Here is a 17428-nt window from a genome sequence, read left to right as displayed (position 1 = left end):
CCGTTCAGGCCCACGTCACCGCCACCCGCCCTCGGACGGAATTGATCAGCCATACGGCCTCCGCCCGCGCCAGGTCGTCCTTGCGCAATACCCGCTCTTCCAGCTGGCCCGATTCCAGCAGCTCCGCCCGCAGCGTTCCCGGCAGCAGGCCGCAGGCGACGGGCGGCGTGCATTCCCGCCCGCCGATGACCGCCGACACGTTGGCCAGGCAGGATTCCGTGACCTCCCCGCGTTCGTTCCAGAGGATGACGTCCCGGCAGTCCGGGTGCGCCGCCCGGTGCCGGTCGTAGACTTCCCGCCGGGTGGTCTTGTGGTACAGGAAGGGATCGCGGCTGTTCACCGGCTCGTTCGCCAGCGCGACACGCCACGGCGCGGCGGCAGGAATCAACGGCTGGGCCTCGATCTCGACTTCCCCGCGGGCCTGGAGCAACAGCCGCGCCCGCCAGGTCCCCGCGCGCCGGTCCGCCGCGAATTGGGCCAACCGTGTCCTAAGAAAGGACTCGTCCAGCGGAATGTCGAAATAGGCCGCGGATTGACGCAATCGCCGAAGATGCCTTTCCAGCAGGTAATATCCGCCGTTTTCGATCCGCAGGGTTTCCAGGAGCGAGAAGGTGCGCGGAGATTCGTTCAGGAACGCCGTCTTCAACAAGCATTCGCCGTATTCACCCTCGGCGGTCGAGTCCCACGTGACGCCGCCACCGGTATGGAACACCGCTGCGCCGGCCTCGCGATCCACGACGACCGTGCGGATAGGGAGGTTGAATTGCGCGGTGCCGTCCGGCTGCAAAAGCCCGATGGCGCCGGTATAGAGCCCGCGCGGATGCGGTTCGAGTTCGCGGATGATCTGCATCGTGCGCACCTTCGGCGCGCCGGTGACCGAGGCGCCGGGAAAGAGCGCGCGGAGAACGTCCGCCAGCCGGGTCCCGGGCCGCACCCGCGCTTCGATCGAGGAGGTCATCTGGAAAAGGGTGGGGTACCGCTCGACCTCGAAGAGCCGGGTGGTTCTCACCGAGCCGACCTGCGCGATCCGCCCGAGGTCGTTCCGGACCATGTCGGTGATCATCAGATTCTCGGCTTGTTCCTTCTGGCTCTCCGCCAGCGTCCGGGCCCGCGTCTCGTCGTCCTCGAACCACAAGCCGCGAGGCGCCGTGCCCTTCATCGGCCGGCACACGATCCGCCCGGCGCTCCAGTCGAAAAACAGTTCCGGCGAAAAGCTCAAGACCTGGAAGCGGCCGGTGTCCACAAAGACGCTCCAGGGCGCGGCCTGGGCCGGCCCTTGGCGCTCGAACCATGCGGCGCCGTCGCCGCGGAAGTCCGCGTGCAATGGAAAGGTGTAATTGACCTGGTACGTGTCGCCGGCGGCGATGTACTCGCGGATTCGGCGGATGGCGGATTCATAACTTTCGCGGGATATCGAAGGGTGCCAGGCTCTCGGGGCCGCGCCCGCGGCCGCCGGGCGTACATCGCGGGTTTCGCCGAACACCGCCATCCAGGCCAGCGGAAAGGCGCCCGGCTCGCGCGTGACCAGCGCGGCATCGAAGGCGGAGGCCGACTCGTAACTCAACAGCAGGGCCACCCACTTCCCCCCGCGCGCGGAGGCCTCGGCGCGGCGGACCAGCGGAAGCACGTCCGGCAGCTTGTCGGCCGAATGCACCTCGCGGGGATCGGCCAGGTGGATGTCCCATCCGCCCGCACGGGAAAAGGAATGAAACCGGGCTTCGATCATGCCGTGATGGCTTCGACGAGCGAGCGGGCGAGGTCGGCTGCCGCCTCGCGCCCGATGTTCAGCGGGGGCATCAGATAGACGACCGTTCCCAGGGGCCGGGACAGGATGCGGCGGGCCAGCAGGCGGTCGCGAACGGTCCGGGCCGCGGCGGCGGAGTCCAGTTCCACCGCCGCGATCGCGCCCAGTACCCGGACCTCCAGCACGCCGCGCCGCGTCTTCAAGGGTTCCAGCACGGTCCGGAAGACTTCCTCAAGGGCCGCGGCTTTCTCCCAGATTCCCTCTTCCTCGTAGACCCGCAGGGCCTCCAGGGCGGCCGCGACGGCGATCGGATTTCCGCAGAACGTGTGGCCGTGATAGAAGGAACGATCCTCGGGCGCGTCAGAAAACGTCCGGTAGATTTCGTCCTTCACGATCGTCGCGCTGATCGGGAGGGTGCCGGCCGACAGGGCCTTGCCGACGCAGACGAGGTCCGGGTCGACCCCCGCGTGCTCGAACGCGAACATCCGGCCCGTGCGCCCGAACCCCGTCGCGATTTCGTCGGCGATCAGCAGGACGTCGTGCTTCCGGCAAAGATCGGACAGCCGGCGGAGATAGGCGGGGGAGTACAGCCGCATGCCCGCCGCTCCCTGGCAGAGCGGTTCGACAATCAGGGCGGTGAGCTCGTGGCTGTGACGCTTGAAGACTTCGGCCGTTTCCTCGAAGCAGATGTCCTCTTCGACGCTATTCGAGGGGTAAAACGCGGGGACGGACACCTCGAACGCGGGAAACAGCACCGATTGAAACGGCTTGTGAAAACCCTCGAGATAGCCCACCGACACGGCGCCCAGCGTGTCCCCGTGGTAGGCCTCCTCCAGGTAGGCAAAGCGGTCCCGGCCCGGCTGCCCGGTGTTGGTCCGGTATTGCAGCGCGATCTTCAGCGCGGCCTCGACCGCGCTGGCGCCGTCGGACGCAAACAGGACGTGGCGGTCCGGCGTCGGCATGAGATCGGCCAGCCGCCGCGCCAGTTCCTCCGCCCGGGGGTGGGACAGGTTGCCGAGGATGCTGTGCTGCAGCTCGCCCGCCTGCCGCCGGATGGCCTCGACGATCCGGGGGTGCCCGTGGCCCAGCGCGCCACACCACCACGACGCGATGGCATCCACGTACCGGTGCCCTTCGGCATCGAAGAGATGAAGGCCTTCGCCCCGCACGATCTCCGGCAACCCCGCCTCCACGGCGGAATGCCTCGTATACGGATGCCAGAGACGGCGCGGTTCAACCCCGTTGCGCATGGGTGCCCTTCTCGCAGGTCCTAGTGGCTACGGCCGCACAATCCGCAGGGACCGGTTGGTCGTCGCCGGGATCGTGAAGGTGCTGTAATGGCCGGTGGCGACGGTGGCGGGCAGCAGGGTGTTCCAGGATGAGGCCCCGGGCCGGGAGGCGGTCTCGACGTTGTAGGTGCGGCCGGAGATCGTCATCACGTCCAGGTTCCAGTTGGCGGCCGCAGGGTCGGGCGGCGACACGATCTCCGGCTGGCCGAACTGGAGGAATTCGTCCGTCCGCAGGGCGCGCGCGGTGAATCGCATTTCGTCGAGGAGTTGGTCGGGGTTTGAACTGTTCCCCCCGTTGTGAGACTCGCCGATGCGCGCGTGACTGGCGGCGTAGAACTCGTAGTCGCCCGAGGCCGTGCCGTCGAGGGGCCAGTGGTCCGTCGGGCGGTAGTCCACGTAGGCGGTCATCCAGGCCCCCGTCTTCACGAGGGCGAAGTGGTGCCAGCGGCCGTCGGCGGGCATGGCGCCCTGCAACGGAAGGTACTGGTTGGCCGTGGTCGTCTGCTGGGCGTCGCGCAGGTACAGGGAGAAGTGCTGGGTGGTGCGCAGCCAGACCAGGTTGACCTGCGCATTGGTGGTATTGAAGCCCGTGAGGGTCGCCCAGTCGAGAATCTGCAGGTTGCCCGGCGTGCCCACGGCCCCGGGCCGGGCCGCGAGGATGGCCTCCAGGGTCCATTCGGTCATCTTGGTCGTGTTGGTCCACGGCAGGAGCTCGGTCAGCCGGAAGCTGGCCCGCCCCAGGTCGTTGGCCCTCTCCTGGACGCCGTCCAGCAAGGGAGTGGAGGCGGCAACCGCTTCATTCCAGCCACCGTCAATTCTCGAGGCCCGGAAGAACCCGGCGTGGTCGCCGGCGACGTTCGTGGGCGTCTCGTACCGGAACCAGGCCACCGTGCCGGGCGTGGGCTTGTCTATCCGAACATGGTCGACGAACAACTGCGCTCCGGGATAGGCATCCTGCATCCGCCAAAACGCACAGTGGACCACCTGGGTCAGGGAGGGGGCGTCCGTGCCGGCCCAGGGCACGATGGTCATCCCGTCGTACTGCACGCAATGGTCGTTGTTGGACATGTTGTACAGGTACACGACCTCCGCGTACCGGCCCGTGACGTACGAGGCGCCCGTGTCGATCTCATCCACGATGATCGTACCGTCGCTGGTGTCCGTCCCGATCCACATATCCGCGAAATCCCGTCCCTGCATGAAGCTGAAATCCTGCCGCGCGTGCTCCTTGTACAGCATGAACGAGGTCCGCAGGACGGGATGATTGTCGCCCTCGTAGTCATAGCGGGCGTCCAGGTTCGTGTACGCGGCCAGCGTGCATTGCTTGCCCGCGGCCGGCGGGGCGAACAGGAGGCCGTTCGGGCTGGAGGCGGGATGCACATTGGAGACTTGCGCGGGCTGCGTGTTGGTGAAGACGGGCAGCACGTTGGTTGCGCCCCAGCCCGGGTAGGCCGAGACCGGGCCCAGCAGGTAACGGTCCAGCGTCTCGTACATGTAATCCTGCGCCGCGCCGTCGGCACACAGCGCGATGGACAGCAACCCAATGAGCTTTTTCATGGCCTTCTCCTTGATGGAACGATAGCAGAACCCGCCCGACGGCGTCAAAGATTGCGACTTTACCGGATTCCGCTATTCTTCGCGCTTTCGGGATATGAGCGCATCCTTCCAGGAGAGGATCCGCGCCGCCCTGCCGGCGGCCGCGGGTTCGTTGAGCGGGCTGCTGCTCTTCGCGGCGTTCCCCCCGCTGGAATGGCGGAACGCGGCGTGGGTGGCCCTCGTCCCGCTCCTGCTGACGGCCCGCTTCCTTCCGCCGCGCCGCGCGGTGAAGATGGGATTCCTGGCCGGCGCGGTCTTCTGGCTGGGGTCGATCAGCTGGCTGACGCGCGTGACGGGGATCGGCTGGATCATTCTGTCGTTGTACAGCGCGCTCTGGTTCGTCCCGCCGGTCCTGCTCTTTTCCGCCTGGACGGCGCGCCGGGGCGCCGCGTCGGGCCTGGCCAACCTGGCGCTCATGGCGCTGGTCACCACCGCCTGGACCGGCGCCGAGTATCTCCGTTCCACGCTCTTCACCGGCTGGCCCTGGAACCCCCTGGGTGTCTCGCAATATGCCAACCTGCCGCTGATCCAGGTCGCGCGCGGGGGCGGGGTCTACGCCGTCTCCGCGCTCGTGGTCTGGGCCAACGCCGCCCTCGCCCTGACGATCCTGCGCTACCTCGAGGTCCGCGGCCGCTGGGGCCGCCGCCCGCACCCCGAGCTGATGATGGGCTTCCTGGCCGTCGCCCTCGCGGTGGCGTACGGCTGGCGGAGCCTGCGCGCGGATCGCGCGGAAGGCCTGCCGCTGCGCGTCGCCGTGGTCCAGCCCAACATCCCCCAGGACGAGAAGTGGACCGCCGCCAAGTTCGATATGATCTACGGGCGCCTGCGGACCCTGACCGAGCAGGCCCTGCGCGTCGGCGGGTCGGACCTCGTGGTCTGGCCCGAGACCGCGGTCCCCGACGACATCCGCGACAGCGAGGCCAGCTATGGCCTCGCGGTCGAGATGGTCACCAACGGGACGCCGCTGCTCGTCGGCTCGATGGACACGGAATGGCTCGACGAGGGGCCGCGCTATTACAACAGCTCCTTCCTCTTCGACACCAACGGCATCATCGTCAAGGGCTACGACAAGCGGCATCTCGTGATCTTCGGCGAGTACGTGCCGCTGCAGCCGTTCCTGCCGTTTGTCCAGGCGCTCACGCCGATCCAGGCCAGCTTCTCGCCCGGCCACACGAGCACGGTGTTCCGGCTGGACCGGCCGGATATCCCGTTCTCCGTGCTGATCTGCTTCGAAGACACCGTCGCCCCGCTGGCCGCCGAATCCGTCCGCCACGGCGCCCGCGTCCTGTTCAACCAGACCAACGACGCCTGGTTCGATCCCGGCTGGGCGCCGAAACAGCACATGATCCAGTGCGTCTTCCGCTGCGTGGAGAACGCCGTGCCGGCCGTCCGCTGTGCCAACACGGGGATTTCCTGCTTCATCGACCGCCGCGGCCGCGTCCACGACGTGCTCGACGACGGGAACGGATTCACCCGCGTCATGGGAATGCGTTCGGCCGAAGTCCGCGTGCCGGCGGAGGACATGCCCCTGACGTTCTACACCCGCCACGGCGACCGCTTCGCCCAGTCCTGTGCGGGAATCGGCGTGTTGTCGCTGTTTTTTTCTTTACGGCGCGGCCGGGATGAGACAAAGAGAAGAGAATAGTACATAGCGAATAGTGAATGGTTTTTCCGAACACCGAACACCTCCCCATGCTCTACGAACTCCAGCAACAATGGCAAGCCCTCCAGAAGCGTTTCGAGGAGATGCGGGGGTATCTTTGACGTCGAAACCCGCCGCCGGACGCTAGCCGAACTGGAAGCCCTCGCCGCCGCGCCCGAGTTCTGGAACGACCAGGCCAAGGCCCGGGACATCATCGCCCGGACCAACGCCGTGCGCGGCGTACTCGATCCCTACGACACCGCCGCCCGCGACATCGAGGACACCGGCGTGCTTCTGGAACTGGCCGAACAGGAGAAGGACCCGGCCCAGCAGGAATCCGTCCTGCGCGAAATCGAGGGGCACCTCAAGCGGGTCGAGGCGGACTTTTCCGCGCTTGAAATCCGGCTGCTGTTGAGTCAGCGCTTCGACGCCAACAACGCCTACTTGAGCCTCCACGCCGGCGCCGGCGGGACCGAGTCCTGCGACTGGACCAGCATCCTCTTCCGCATGTACCGCCGCTACTGCGAGGACCACGGCTTCGAGGTCGAGATCATGGACTCGCTCTCGGGGGAGGAGGCCGGACTCAAGAGCATCACTTTCCTCGTGCGCGGCCCCTATGCCTACGGCTACTTCCGCGCCGAGCGCGGCGTCCACCGCCTCGTTCGCATCAGCCCCTTCGATGCGAACAAACGCCGCCACACGTCCTTCGCCTCACTCGACGTCGTCGCCGAGGTAGATGACTCCATCAAGATCGAGATCGACGACAAGGACTTGCGCGTGGACACCTACCGTTCCGGCGGGGCCGGTGGCCAGCACGTGAACAAGACCGATTCCGCCGTGCGGCTCGTCCACCTGCCCACCGGCATCGTCGCGGCCTGCCAGGCCGAGCGATCGCAGCACAAGAACCGCGACCGCGCCATGAAGATGCTGATGGCCAAGCTCTACGAGTACGAGGCGGACAAGAAACGCAAGGAGATGGAGAAATTCTACGGCGAGAAGGGCGAGATCGCCTGGGGCCGGCAGATCCGGTCCTACGTGCTCCAGCCGTACACCATGGTCAAGGACCATCGCACCGACGTCGAGACCGGCAACGCCGACGCCGTGCTCGACGGCGACCTCGATCGGTTCATCCAGGCCTATCTCCGCCAGAACCCGGGGACAGCCTCCGAATCGTAACGGCGCCTGTTCATGCGATAAGCCCTCCTGCAAGAAGCCATGAATGCATGTCATCCCGAGCGCAGCGAAGGATCTCCTGATCCCTGCGGGTGGAGGGAAAGGGGATTCCTCGCTGGCGTTCGGAATGACAGAATGGCCAGGGACGTGCAGCGCTGTTATCCTGAACTCCCGAACCCTGAATCCTGAACCCTGTGAACATCCTCTCCGAAATCCTCGCCCACAAGCGGATAGAAGTGGCCGCCTGGAAACAGGACCGGCCCATCGAAATGCTTCGCGCCGCGCCGGCCGCCCCCCCGCCGCCGTTCGCCGTCGCCCTTCGCGCCGCGCCGATCGGCCTGATCGCCGAGGCCAAGCGCCGGTCGCCCTCCGCGGGCGCGATCCGCGAGCCCTTCGAGCCCGCCGCCATCGCGGCCTCCTACGCCCGGGCCGGCGCGCAGGCGATGTCCGTGCTGATGGACCGCAAGTACTTCGCCGGCGGCGAGGAGGCGTTCCTCGCCGTCCGCGCGGCGGTGCCGCTGCCTCTTCTTTATAAGGAGTTTGTCGTGGACCCCTGGCAGGTCTGGCATGCCCGGGCGATCGGCGCGTCCGCCGTCCTCCTGATCGCCGCCGCGCTGGACGACCGGGAACTGTCGGTCCTGTTCGCGGAATGCCGGGCGGCCGGGCTGGAAGTCCTGCTCGAGGTCCATGACGAAGCCGAGATGCGGCGGGCGGCCGCGAGCGGCGCGGAGTGCATCGGGGTCAACAACCGCGACCTGCGCACGTTCACGGTGGACCTCGGAACCACCGAACGCTTGAAGACACTCGCGCCGGCAAGGTGTACACTGGTCAGCGAGAGCGGGATCCGTACCGCGGCGGACGTCCTGCTCCTGAAGGGCGCGGGCGTTCACGCGGTGCTGGTGGGCGAACAGCTTTTACGTCAGCCGGACGTGGAGCGGGCGGTTCGTGAACTGATGGGGCAGGCTTGGGAGGGCGCATCATGAAAACAGTCGGTATTCTGTCGGGGCTCGTGGCGTTCGTGCTGTGCGCGGCGGCGGGGCTGTGGATCCTGACCAAGGTGGGGTTCGATCACGGTGACGACGTGATGTCCACCGGCATCGGGCTCTACTTCATCGGCAAGGCCTTCTTCGTCGGGCCCATGCTGATCCTTACGGCCCTCAAGCACTAGGACTTGTGCCGGTATTGGTAAAAATCTGCGGCCTGGCCAACGGGGCCGACGTGCAGGCGGTCGCGGCGCTGCGGCCCGACGCGCTGGGCTTCGTCTTCTGGTCCGGCTCGAAGCGGTGCGTCCGGCCCGCCGACGTGGCCGCCTGGACCCGCGAGCTGCCGCCGGGACTTTTGAAGGTCGGCGTGTTCGTCAATGCCCCGCCGGAGGAGTTGGAAGCGGCGGTCCGGGAGGCCGGCCTGGATGTCGTCCAGTACGGGTTTTTCCAATCATTGGAAAAAAAGCCGGAGATTTTTCCAAACATTGGAAAAATAATCCGCGAATTTTCCAAACATTGGAAAACCCTGCATCTCGACCGCGAGGCGCCGGGCCCCGGCGAGGCCGCCTTCGTTGACGCGTTCCTGGTGGACAGTTATAGTGCCGATTCGCCCGGGGGCACCGGGCGGGTGGGGGACTGGGCCGCGGCGCGGGCGTTCGTGGAGCGCTGCGGGAAACCCGTCGTGCTGGCCGGGGGCCTGACGCCGGAGAACGTGGCGGAGGCGATCCGGACGGTCCGGCCCTGGGGCGTGGATGTCAGCTCGGGCGTCGAGCTCTCGCCCGGCCGCAAGGATCTGAAAAAAGCGGAAGAATTCATTCGGGCATGCCGCGAAAACGCATAGACACGGAGCCGGACGCGCACGGCCACTTCGGGCCGTACGGCGGGATGTTCGTCCCCGAAACGCTGATGGCCCCGCTCCAGGAACTCGAGCGCGAGTTTCGCGCGGCGCGGCGCGACCCGTCCTTCCGCCGCGATCTGGCGTATTACCTGCGCGAGTACGTCGGCCGCCCGACACCGCTGTACTTCGCCGAGCGCATGACCCGCGAGCTGGGCGGCCCGAAGATTTACCTCAAGCGCGAGGACCTCTGCCACACCGGCGCCCACAAGATCAACAACGGCGTCGGCCAGTGCCTGCTCGCCCGGCGGATGGGCAAGAAGCGCGTGATCGCGGAGACGGGCGCCGGCCAGCACGGCGTCGCCACCGCCACCTGCGCCGCGCTCTTCGGCATGCAGTGCGTCGTGTACATGGGCAAGGTGGACATGGAGCGCCAGGCCCTCAACGTCTTCCGCATGCGCAGCCTCGGGGCCGAGGTCGTGCCCGTGACCGCCGGCCAGCAGACGCTGAAGGAGGCCATCAGCGAGGCCATGCGCGACTGGGTGACGAACGTGCGCACGACCCACTACGTCCTGGGCACGGCCTACGGGGCGCATCCCTATCCCGTGATGGTCCGGACGTTCCAGAGCGTCATCGGGCGCGAGGCGCGGCGCCAGATCCTCCGGCAGGAGGGCCGGCTGCCGTCCGCGCTGGTGGCCTGCGTCGGCGGCGGCAGCAACGCGATCGGCCTGTTCTATCCTTTTCTCCAGGACCGCGGCGTGGAACTGATCGGCGTCGAGGCCGGCGGGCTCGGCATCCGCAGCGGGCAACACGCGGCGCGGTTCGCCGACGGCCGCGTCGGCGTCCTGCAGGGCACGCGCACGTGGGTGCTGCAGGACCGCGAGGGGCAGATCCGCCTGACCCACTCGGTCAGCGCGGGCCTGGACTACGCCGCCGTCGGCCCGGAACACGCGCTGCTGCGGGATTTGAAACGCGCGGAGTACAGCCACGTGACGGACCGCGAGGCCGTGGACGCCTTCTACGCCCTGGCCCGCTGGGAGGGGATCCTGGGCGCGCTGGAGTCGGTCCATGCCGTCGCCTGGCTGATCAAGAACGCGCGCCGCTGGAAGAAAAAGGACTTGGTCCTTGTCAATCTGTCCGGGCGCGGCGATAAAGACGTGCAGCAGGTCTCCGCGTGGAGCGCGAATCACGGCGGACCGACGGCATGAGCATTCAGAGCATGACAGGGCATGGGCGGGGGCAGGCGGCCCGCGGAGGGATCGGCGCGGAAGTGGAGGTCAGTTCCGTCAACCGCAAGCAGTTGGATTGCTCCGTCAGCCTGCCCCCGGTCCTGGGCTCGCTGGCCCCGCGGATCGAGGAGGAGCTTCGGAAGGCCCTTTCGCGGGGTCGCGTCAGCGTGGCCGTCAGCGCGCAGTGGTCCGCCGCCCTGCGGCGCCGGAACCTGCGCGTGGACGAGGACCTGGCCTCGGCCTGCGTCCAGGCGCTGCGCAGGACAGCGCGCCGGGTCGGCCTCCGCGGGGATTTCAGTCCCGACCTGTTGCTCCAGCTCCCGGAGGTCGTGCGGTTCGAGCCGCCCGCGCGCGAGGCGGACCGGGCCTGGCCGGTCGTCCGCGCGGCGCTGGTGCGCGCGCTCGCCGAACTGGCGCGCATGCGCGGGCGGGAAGGGACCGCGCTCCGCCGCGACATCGAGAAGCGCCTCCGGTTCATGGACGCGGACCTGTCCGCGATCCGGGAGCGGGCGCCCGAGGTGCTCCGGCAGTATCGCGCGAAACTGGCGGCGAGGCTTCGCGAGACCGGCTTCGAGAAGGAGGCGGCGGACGAACGGGTGCTCCGCGAACTGGCGCTCTTCGCGGACCGGGCGGACATCGCCGAAGAACTCACGCGGCTGGCGAGCCACATCGGGCAGGCCCGCCGGATGCTCCGGGCCGGCGGGGCCGTGGGCCGTTCGCTGGACTTCCTCGCCCAGGAGATGCTGCGCGAGGCCACCACCATTGGATCGAAGGCCAACGATGCCGCCATCGCGCGGCGCGTGGTGAATGTGAAAGCGGAACTGGAACGCCTACGAGAACAGGTGCAAAACATAGAATGATCACGCTGCCCCGACATCCCCAGGTCTTCATCGTGTCCGCGCCCTCGGGCGCCGGGAAAACGACGCTCTGCGACAAGCTCTACGCCGAGTTCCCGTCCTTCTTCTACACCATCACCAGCACGACCCGCGCCCCGCGGGAGGGCGAGGTGGACGGGAAGAACTACTACTTCCTGACGCAGGAGCAGTTCCAGCGGAAGCTGGCGGAGGGCGAATTCCTGGAGCATGCCATCGTCCACGGCAACCTGTACGGCTCGCCTAAAACACCTGTAGTCAAGGCGTTAAGCGAGGGCCGGGATGTCCTCATGAACCTGGATGTCCAGGGCGCGGCGGCCGTCCGGGAATACGCCCGGCGGGCCCCCGCGGGCGACCCGATGCGCATCGAGGTGGTGGATATCTTCGTCGTGCCGCCGTCCCTGGAGGTGCTCCGGAACCGGCTCACCAAGCGCGGCAAGGACACGGACGAGACCATCGCGCGCCGGCTGAAGCAGGCCGAGAACGAGATCGCGCGGTGGACGGAATACAAGTACATGGTGGTCAACGACGACCTCGCGGAGGCCTACGACAACCTGCGCGCGATCATCCTGGCCGAGCATCACCTGATCCGCGGGGGAAAGTAGGCGGCCATGAGCAAGCGCGTCGTGCTGGGCGTCACCGGGTCCATCGCCGCGTACAAGGCGGCGGAACTGGTCCGCCGGTTTACCGCGAAGTCGTGGGACGTCTGGGTCATGATGACCGAGGCGGCGACGAAATACGTCGGGCCGCTGACGTTCCACGCGCTCACGGGGCATCCCGTCGCCGCGGGCAAGTGCGAAGGGATGCCGGCGTCGGTTTTCGAGCATCTCGACCTCGCCTCCTGCGACGCGCTGGTCATCGCGCCCTGCACCGCCAACGTGATCGCGAAACTGGCGCACGGCCTGGCGGACGACATCGTCACCGCGACCGCGCTCGCCTGCACGGCGCCGCTCGTCGTGGCGCCGGCGATGAACGAAAAGATGTGGAACCACCCGGCCACGCAGGCCAACCTGGCCGCGCTTCGGCAGCGCGGGGTGCGTGTGATCGACGTCGGGCACGGTGAACTGGCGTGCGGCATCGTCGGCGCGGGCCGGCTCGCGGACCTCGATCTGATCGTCGCGGAAGTGTCGCGCGCGCTGGGCGCATGAACATCCTGGTGACAGCCGGTCCGACCCGCGAGCCCATCGATCCCGTCCGATTCATCAGCAACCGTTCTTCCGGTAAAATGGGCTACGCCATCGCGGCTGCAGCCGTGAAACGCGGGCACAAGGTGGTCCTGGTCTCCGGCCCCGTATTGTTGCAACCTCCTTCCAATGAGAAAGTAATGCATGTCATCACCGCGGAGCAGATGCGCCGGGCCGTGCGACGGAAGATCCGTTGGTGTGACGCATTGATCATGGCTGCGGCCGTGGCGGACTGGAGACCCACGGCGGCGGCGAAGAAGAAAATTAAAAAAGGGAAGCGCCGCTCGTTGCGCTTGGAACTCACGCCCACAATCGACATCCTGCGCGACGTGCGCCCGCTGAAGGGGCGGCGCCTGTACGTCGGCTTCGCCGCGGAGACCGGCGCGCCGCAGAAGGAAGCGGCAAGGAAGCTGAACGAGAAAGGGCTCGACCTCATCGTGGCCAACGACGTGTCCGGCAGAACCGCGGGCTTCGAGACCGACACCAACCGCGTGATCCTCCTCGCGGCGGACGGCACGCGCGAGGCGTGGCCGCTGATGAGCAAGGCGCGCGTGGGGATGAAACTCGTGCGGCGGATCGAGCGGTCCATGCGCGATCGTCGAGCGACGCCGGCCGCGCGAGGACGGTCGATCGGAAAAAAAAGTTCACGATAAGCGTTGACGATCGGCGCAGGTCGATCTATTTTTATTTCGATGCAAAGCGATGAGGGCATTCTGTCCTTTTGTAATACGGTGAGTGACGCCGTGACCGATGGCCTATCGATCGCGGCGTCGCGTGGTCAGGGAGAACAAGCAGCCCGTCTTGTCTTGAGTCGGCGCTCTCATGCGGAGGAGAGCCCGAGGAAAGTCCGGCGCTGATGGAGAATGAAATCGAGGCGGGTTCATCCCGCTGAAATCAAAAAGACTCCCGGGCGTCGGATGACAACAAACCCCGGACGGTAACGACCGGGGATGAAGGGGGGGAGATAGCAATGGCAGCCAAGAAGAAAGCGGCGAAGAAACCCGCCAAGAAGAAAGCGGCGAAGAAGTAAGGTCTTCTTCCGACTACCGGCTTCTCACCAAGCCGGCAGTGCATAAGAATTAGTACCTGAAATGGCGGTTTCTGTCATTGAAAAAATGGCAGAACCGCCATTTTTTTGTATTTTTTGGATGTTTACCTTGACAATGCTATATGTTGTGGGGCAGTGTCTCAAGAGACCCTATGGAGGGGGTGTGCCGGGATGGGTTCAGCATCATGAGATGTCCGAAATGCGGCCAGTTGGAAGACAAGGTGATCGACAGCCGGTCCGTTCGTAATGGCGATGTGATCCGTCGGCGCCGCGTCTGCCTGGGTTGCCAGCATCGCTTCACCACCTACGAAGAGGTGGTGAAGGCCCACTTGCGAGTCATCAAGCGCGACGGTCGGCACGAGGATTTTGATCGGCGCAAGTTGATCAGCGGCATGACCCGTGCGTGCGAGAAGCGGCCGATCAGCAGCCAGCAGGTCGAGGTGCTGGTGGACGGCATCGTCAGTGAACTCGAGAGCGAGTACGAGCGGGAAGTGCCCAGCACGGTCATCGGCAAGAAGGTCATGGACCGCCTGGAGAAGCTCGACGAGGTGGCCTACGTGCGGTTCGCCTCGGTCTACCGCCGCTTCCGGGACGTGAACCAGTTCTTGAGCGAAGTGGAAGGATTGATCGGGCGGCAATGATCTGGAACCACTCCATGGCCGGCGCGGAGGAGTTGGAAGCCGATCTCCGCCGGGAGATCGGCCGCGCCGGGCCGATCGCGCCGGAGATGGCGGAGGAAGTGGCGCGTGTCGTGGCCCTGTTCTGGCGGGAGCGATATGCCCGCCAGTGGATTCCCTCGGACTACGTCGGGCACATGATCGGGTCCGTCTTGTGCGGCCTGCATGGCCGGGCGGCGCCGCCGCTGCGATCCCTGGGAGTATGGAGGCGTCTGGTCTCGGGGCTCTACCGGAGTTCGGATTGGGCGGGCGGCGAGCCGGTCTGGATTCTCGACCTGGGCCGCATCGCGGGCCTGCCGGGAGACCGGCTGGAACTGGTCTGGCAGCCCCTGTTGCGCCGGCTCCTGGAGGACATGGCCGAACTCTGGGATTCGACGGACGGCCTCGGGGTGGTGGCGGTCCGCGGCGGCTCGCCCGCGGGGCTGAAGGGCCGGACGCTGATCCGGTGGCGGAACGAACTGCGCGGGTTCGGCGACTCGGTGCTGGCCCGTCTTCGCCGGCAACGGAACTGGCGGGTCCTGCCGCGCCTCATGTGGATGGACGACGCCACCGGGTGCCCCGAGGGTTGACATCCGCACGTTTTCTGCTATTCCTACGCCCTGCCAAACGCAAAAAGGTCCGCGGGGACCGGTGAAAAAAGGACTGCGGGTATGTCACTTCATTCAAGTTGGAAGACCGGCGGCAAGATCGCGGCCAAGCGAAACGTCCTGAAGCGCTTTGAGCGCGTCGAAACGCTCAAGAAGGCGGGGAAGTGGAAGGACGGCGATCGCGCCTACGGCCTGCCCAAGACCAAGGGGCATTGACCGGGCCCTCCGCGGGTTTTCGCGGCCTCACGCCAGGTGCTGCACCAGGAAGTGTTCCCGGATGTAGTCCGTTGCGGATTCCAGGCTCGGCAGGATCTTTGTGCAGAACCGCACCATCCACGGGCTGCAATCCTTGAATGTGTACGGCGAGAAGGCCACGACGAATTTCCCCAGGTTCTGCGAGGCGAAGAACACCTCCATCGAGGTGCCGACGGAGGACTTGCTGTAGTTCACGAGCAGGATGTCGGCGTCGCGGATGTCCTGCAGGTCGAACTCGACGATCTCGTTGGCGCTGTCCACCTCGCGATCCTTGAAGTTGCGCCGCATGGGATCGAGCAGGATGAAATCCTGGCCCATCCGTTTCTTGGCCTCCTCGCGCCAGGCGCGTGCGACGCCCTCGTGCTCGTCCATGATCGGCCCGCAGAGATAAATTTTCTTTTTCATGATGATGTTCCTCGGGGCGCGAAAATACCCGCCCCGGCAGATCGGCGCAATGGAAAAGAACGGCGGGCCGCGCCGCGCGGTTTTTTGTTGCGCTCGGGCCTGAAAACGGCGAAAACACAGCGCGAACGGGCGGCCGGACTCGGCCGCAAACCCCCTAGCGAAGGATGGGCATCGTGCGCTGGTCCAGACAATTGATCCCGACGTTGAGGGAAGTCCCGCAGGAGGCGGAGATCCCCAGCCATCAACTCATGCTGCGGGCGGGGCTGATCCGCAAGCTGGGCGCGGGCCTGTACACCTTCCTGCCGCTCGGCCTGCGCGCCCTGCGCAAGGTCGAGCGCATCGTCCGCGAGGAGATGAACGGCGCGGGCGCCCTGGAGATCCTCATGCCGGCGCTTCACCCCCGGGAAATCTGGGAGCAGACCGGACGCTACGAGGTGCTCAAGGACGTGATGTTCAAGGTCAAGGACCGCCAGGGGCGGGGCCTGGTCCTCGGGCCGACGCACGAGGAAATCGTCACCGACCTCGTGGCCCACGAAGTCAGCTCCTACCGCCAGTTGCCCGTCAACCTCTACCAGATCCAGACCAAGTTCCGGGATGAGATCCGGCCGCGCTTCGGGCTGATGCGCGCCAAGGAATTCATCATGAAGGACGGCTACAGCTTCGACGCCGACCCGGAGGGCGCCGAAAGGAGCTACCGGGCGATGTACGAGGCCTACCGGCGGATCTTCAAGCGCTGCGGCCTGCGGACCAAGATCGTCGAAGCCGACACCGGCGCCATGGGCGGCAGTTCCTCTCACGAGTTCATGGTCCTGGCGGACGCGGGCGAGGACGGGCTGGTCGAGTGCGACGCCTGCTCCTACGCGGCGAACCTGGAGCGCGCGGAGAGCGTCTTGCGGGAGATCCCGGTTTTCGACGGGGCCGACCGGCCGGTCGAGAAGGTGTCCACCCCCGGGCTACGTACCGTGGAGGAGGTGGCCGGCTTCTTCCGGTCGCCGCCCGCGCGCCTGATCAAGACCCTGATTTACGTGGCGGACGGAAAGCCCGTCGCCGCGCTCGTGCCCGGCAACCGCGACGTGAACGAGATCAAGCTGCGGCGGGCCCTCGGCGCGAAGACGCTGGAGCTGGCCGACGCGGCGACGATCGAGCGGACCACCGGCGCGCCGGTGGGTTTCGCCGGGCCGGTCGGGCTCTCCCTCCCGCGGGTCGCCGACCTCAAGCTGCGCGGGTACCGCGGGGCGGTCACCGGCGCGAACGAAGCGGACGCCCACCTCCGGAACGTGGATATCGAGCGCGACGCGGGGGTGAAGGAGTTTGCCGACATCAGTTTCGCGATCGAGGGCGACGGCTGCCCGCGCTGCGCGGGGACGCTGCGGGCCAAGCGCGGCGTCGAGGTCGGGCACGTCTTCAAGCTCGGCACCAAGTACAGCGAACAGCTCGGGGCGATGTATCTCGGCGAGGACGGCCAGAAGAAGCCCTGCGTGATGGGCTGCTACGGCATCGGCGTGACACGGACGCTGCAGGCGGTGATCGAGCAGAGCCACGACGAGCAGGGGATCGTCTGGCCCGCGTCGATCGCGCCGGCGGAGGTCGAGGTGCTGCTGATCAACGAGCAGCACGCACCCAGCGTCCAGGCGGCCGAGCAATTGGTCTCTTGCTTGAAAGGCATCGGACTGGAAGTACTATATGATGAAAGGCCGGAGCGGCCCGGCGTGAAGTTCAAGGATGCGGACCTGCTGGGGCTGCCGCTGCGGATCAACGTGGGAGAACGAGGGCTTGCCAAGGGCGCGTTCGAGGTGCGGGTGCGTTGTACCGGCGAAACCCTGATGGTCCCGGTCGAGTCCGCCGCGGAGACCGTGTGCGCCAAGCTCGCGGAACTGCGTCGCGCGTGCGACCCGGGAACGGCCTGACC

16 protein-coding genes and 1 pseudogene are annotated in these 17428 nt (G+C 66.8%); 13 read left to right on the top strand and 4 right to left on the bottom strand.

Annotated elements, in window-relative coordinates:
* Positions 1 to 4 precede the first annotated feature (4 nt).
* Genes pabB through KA248_09970 form a run of 3 tightly spaced genes read right to left on the bottom strand, consistent with a single transcriptional unit; the run spans position 5 to position 4590 of the window.
* On the bottom strand, positions 5 to 1726 hold the full coding sequence (pabB, locus tag KA248_09980) for an aminodeoxychorismate synthase component I (GenBank protein ID MBP7830232.1): 1722 nt from the start codon (positions 1724 to 1726) through the stop codon (positions 5 to 7).
* Complete coding sequence (bioA, locus tag KA248_09975) at positions 1723 to 2994, bottom strand: adenosylmethionine--8-amino-7-oxononanoate transaminase (protein ID MBP7830231.1); 1272 nt, start codon at positions 2992 to 2994, stop codon at positions 1723 to 1725. The genes pabB and bioA overlap by 4 nt, the downstream gene beginning before the upstream one ends.
* A 27-nt stretch (positions 2995 to 3021) precedes the next feature.
* Positions 3022 to 4590 carry a hypothetical protein gene (locus KA248_09970; GenBank protein MBP7830230.1) on the bottom strand — a complete coding sequence of 523 codons (1569 nt, stop codon included), beginning with the start codon at positions 4588 to 4590 and terminating at the stop codon, positions 3022 to 3024.
* Between the two features lie 94 nt (positions 4591 to 4684).
* Between KA248_09970 and lnt the strand changes: the two genes are divergently transcribed.
* The 12 genes and pseudogenes from lnt (at position 4685) to KA248_09910 (ending at position 15075) form a co-directional block, all read left to right on the top strand.
* The gene (gene lnt / locus KA248_09965; GenBank protein MBP7830229.1) at positions 4685 to 6274 is read left to right on the top strand and encodes an apolipoprotein N-acyltransferase; all 1590 of its coding nucleotides are present in this window, start codon (positions 4685 to 4687) and stop codon (positions 6272 to 6274) included.
* 3 nt (positions 6275 to 6277) lie between these two features.
* A complete protein-coding gene (gene prfB, locus KA248_09960) occupies positions 6278 to 7447 on the top strand; it encodes a peptide chain release factor 2 (GenBank protein MBP7830228.1) in 1170 nt (389 codons plus the stop codon).
* A gap of 191 nt (positions 7448 to 7638) precedes the next feature.
* On the top strand, positions 7639 to 8427 hold the full coding sequence (gene trpC / locus KA248_09955) for an indole-3-glycerol phosphate synthase TrpC (GenBank protein ID MBP7830227.1): 789 nt from the start codon (positions 7639 to 7641) through the stop codon (positions 8425 to 8427).
* Positions 8424 to 8612, top strand: a complete 189-nt coding sequence (locus KA248_09950; protein MBP7830226.1) for a hypothetical protein — start codon at positions 8424 to 8426, stop codon at positions 8610 to 8612. Before trpC ends, KA248_09950 begins: the two co-directional genes overlap by 4 nt.
* A 5-nt stretch (positions 8613 to 8617) precedes the next feature.
* A complete protein-coding gene (locus KA248_09945; GenBank protein MBP7830225.1) occupies positions 8618 to 9268 on the top strand; it encodes a phosphoribosylanthranilate isomerase in 651 nt (216 codons plus the stop codon).
* Positions 9250 to 10470 carry a tryptophan synthase subunit beta gene (gene trpB, locus KA248_09940; GenBank protein MBP7830224.1) on the top strand — a complete coding sequence of 407 codons (1221 nt, stop codon included), beginning with the start codon at positions 9250 to 9252 and terminating at the stop codon, positions 10468 to 10470. The genes KA248_09945 and trpB overlap by 19 nt, the downstream gene beginning before the upstream one ends.
* Positions 10467 to 11351, top strand: a complete 885-nt coding sequence (locus tag KA248_09935) for a YicC family protein (GenBank protein MBP7830223.1) — start codon at positions 10467 to 10469, stop codon at positions 11349 to 11351. The genes trpB and KA248_09935 overlap by 4 nt, the downstream gene beginning before the upstream one ends.
* Positions 11348 to 11968 carry a guanylate kinase gene (gene gmk, locus KA248_09930; GenBank protein MBP7830222.1) on the top strand — a complete coding sequence of 207 codons (621 nt, stop codon included), beginning with the start codon at positions 11348 to 11350 and terminating at the stop codon, positions 11966 to 11968. Before KA248_09935 ends, gmk begins: the two co-directional genes overlap by 4 nt.
* Before the next feature lie 6 nt (positions 11969 to 11974).
* A pseudogene (gene coaBC / locus KA248_09925) lies at positions 11975 to 13200 on the top strand (bifunctional phosphopantothenoylcysteine decarboxylase/phosphopantothenate--cysteine ligase CoaBC).
* A gap of 580 nt (positions 13201 to 13780) precedes the next feature.
* A complete protein-coding gene (gene nrdR, locus KA248_09920) occupies positions 13781 to 14236 on the top strand; it encodes a transcriptional repressor NrdR (GenBank protein ID MBP7830221.1) in 456 nt (151 codons plus the stop codon).
* Complete coding sequence (locus tag KA248_09915; protein MBP7830220.1) at positions 14233 to 14841, top strand: hypothetical protein; 609 nt, start codon at positions 14233 to 14235, stop codon at positions 14839 to 14841. Before nrdR ends, KA248_09915 begins: the two co-directional genes overlap by 4 nt.
* A gap of 81 nt (positions 14842 to 14922) precedes the next feature.
* Entirely contained in the window at positions 14923 to 15075 is a 153-nt protein-coding gene (locus tag KA248_09910) for a small basic protein (protein ID MBP7830219.1), read from the top strand.
* Between the two features lie 27 nt (positions 15076 to 15102).
* Here the strand turns inward: KA248_09910 and KA248_09905 are convergent, their stop codons facing one another.
* Positions 15103 to 15519, bottom strand: a complete 417-nt coding sequence (locus tag KA248_09905) for a nucleoside 2-deoxyribosyltransferase (protein MBP7830218.1) — start codon at positions 15517 to 15519, stop codon at positions 15103 to 15105.
* A gap of 173 nt (positions 15520 to 15692) precedes the next feature.
* On the opposite strand from KA248_09905, the gene KA248_09900 reads away from it, so the two are divergent.
* On the top strand, positions 15693 to 17426 hold the full coding sequence (locus KA248_09900) for a proline--tRNA ligase (protein MBP7830217.1): 1734 nt from the start codon (positions 15693 to 15695) through the stop codon (positions 17424 to 17426).
* Positions 17427 to 17428: the final 2 nt, after the last annotated feature.

The sequence above is a fragment of the Kiritimatiellia bacterium genome, assembly GCA_018001225.1.
Classification (GTDB): domain Bacteria; phylum Verrucomicrobiota; class Kiritimatiellia; order CAIQIC01; family JAGNIJ01; genus JAGNIJ01.
Note: the sequence above shows the minus strand (reverse complement) of the source record. Positions and strands in the feature narration are given on the sequence as shown.

Excerpts from the sequence above, each read along its gene's own strand:
- KA248_09950 (MBP7830226.1), top strand. The coding sequence starts at position 8,424 with ATGAAAACAGTCGGTATTCTGTCGGGGCTCGTGGCGTTCGTGCTGTGC.
- pabB (MBP7830232.1), bottom strand. The coding sequence starts at position 1,726 with ATGATCGAAGCCCGGTTTCATTCCTTTTCCCGTGCGGGCGGATGGGAC.
- bioA (MBP7830231.1), bottom strand. The coding sequence starts at position 2,994 with ATGCGCAACGGGGTTGAACCGCGCCGTCTCTGGCATCCGTATACGAGG.
- KA248_09910 (MBP7830219.1), top strand. The coding sequence starts at position 14,923 with ATGTCACTTCATTCAAGTTGGAAGACCGGCGGCAAGATCGCGGCCAAG.
- KA248_09915 (MBP7830220.1), top strand. The coding sequence starts at position 14,233 with ATGATCTGGAACCACTCCATGGCCGGCGCGGAGGAGTTGGAAGCCGAT.
- KA248_09970 (MBP7830230.1), bottom strand. The coding sequence starts at position 4,590 with ATGAAAAAGCTCATTGGGTTGCTGTCCATCGCGCTGTGTGCCGACGGC.
- trpB (MBP7830224.1), top strand. The coding sequence starts at position 9,250 with ATGCCGCGAAAACGCATAGACACGGAGCCGGACGCGCACGGCCACTTC.
- KA248_09905 (MBP7830218.1), bottom strand. The coding sequence starts at position 15,519 with ATGAAAAAGAAAATTTATCTCTGCGGGCCGATCATGGACGAGCACGAG.
- nrdR (MBP7830221.1), top strand. The coding sequence starts at position 13,781 with ATGAGATGTCCGAAATGCGGCCAGTTGGAAGACAAGGTGATCGACAGC.
- gmk (MBP7830222.1), top strand. The coding sequence starts at position 11,348 with ATGATCACGCTGCCCCGACATCCCCAGGTCTTCATCGTGTCCGCGCCC.
- KA248_09935 (MBP7830223.1), top strand. The coding sequence starts at position 10,467 with ATGAGCATTCAGAGCATGACAGGGCATGGGCGGGGGCAGGCGGCCCGC.
- lnt (MBP7830229.1), top strand. The coding sequence starts at position 4,685 with ATGAGCGCATCCTTCCAGGAGAGGATCCGCGCCGCCCTGCCGGCGGCC.